This is a genomic window from Cyanobium sp. NIVA-CYA 375 (assembly GCF_056108345.1).
This window is the reverse complement of record NZ_JBSYHW010000305.1, coordinates 1-798: the sequence shown is the minus strand read 5'-3', so window position 1 is coordinate 798 and position 798 is coordinate 1. Positions and strand designations below refer to the sequence as shown.

Genomic DNA, 798 nt, shown 5'->3' with positions numbered 1-798 from the left:
CAGACTTCGTCGCCAGTGACTAATAGATTAATGTCTTCATTGCCTATCTCTGAACAGTGCTCAAAACCTTTTCTTATATGCATTTCATCACCGATAAAGTTAGAAGGACAGCCAATCACGACGATCCGATCTTCATCTACGCCATATTTAATTAGTATGCTTTTCGTAAACTCGCCTCGCGCGAAGATCTTTGGAGATGAAAGTCTAAAGATTCTTACCAGCTCTTGAATGCTTTCTGGCATGCTGGAGAGCTCTGGAAATCCATCAGGAGCCGATTCGTACTGGACTCCAAGACCTATGGGAATAATCGGAATAGTGACTTTCTTTAAGTAGTTCACAAGTCCGCTCATATCAAATCGTGGGTTTATAAAGTTCGCGCACGGAAGAATCAAGAAGTCATGCTTACCGTTAACATAGTCATGGCGATATGGGATATCATGCCCAATATTGCCAAGTGAAACGCCTTCAAAAAGCTTAGTACATGCATATTGAAAAAGAAGATTTCCAGTGTTCTTGCCACAAGCGTCGAGAAATTGTGAAGCATCTAGGGTGTGAGAGTTAGCTATCGCTCCTTTAGAGCCAAGGATGCAAACTGTCTTTGATTTTGGACTCATCTTTACACTCATTTAATGAGCTTAGTATAGTACTGTGTTTACTTAAAGTCTTTTTGCCAATTTATTACGGTGGAGGCTTTGAGGATTGGATCATGATAAAATATTACGCTTGGATGCCTGGTGGGCTGAAAAGTATTGCTCTAGGATCTTGTTTTCGAAAGCCAATCTCATTTCAGGACTTCGT

The 798-nt window shown here is 40.9% G+C and carries 1 protein-coding gene; it reads right to left on the bottom strand.

Annotation, left to right across the window (positions count from 1 at the left end):
* The coding region (locus AC01FP_RS18245) for a polysaccharide pyruvyl transferase family protein (RefSeq protein ID WP_474482252.1) at positions 1-626 on the bottom strand (626 nt) is incomplete at its 3' end.
* Positions 627-798 lie beyond the last annotated feature (172 nt).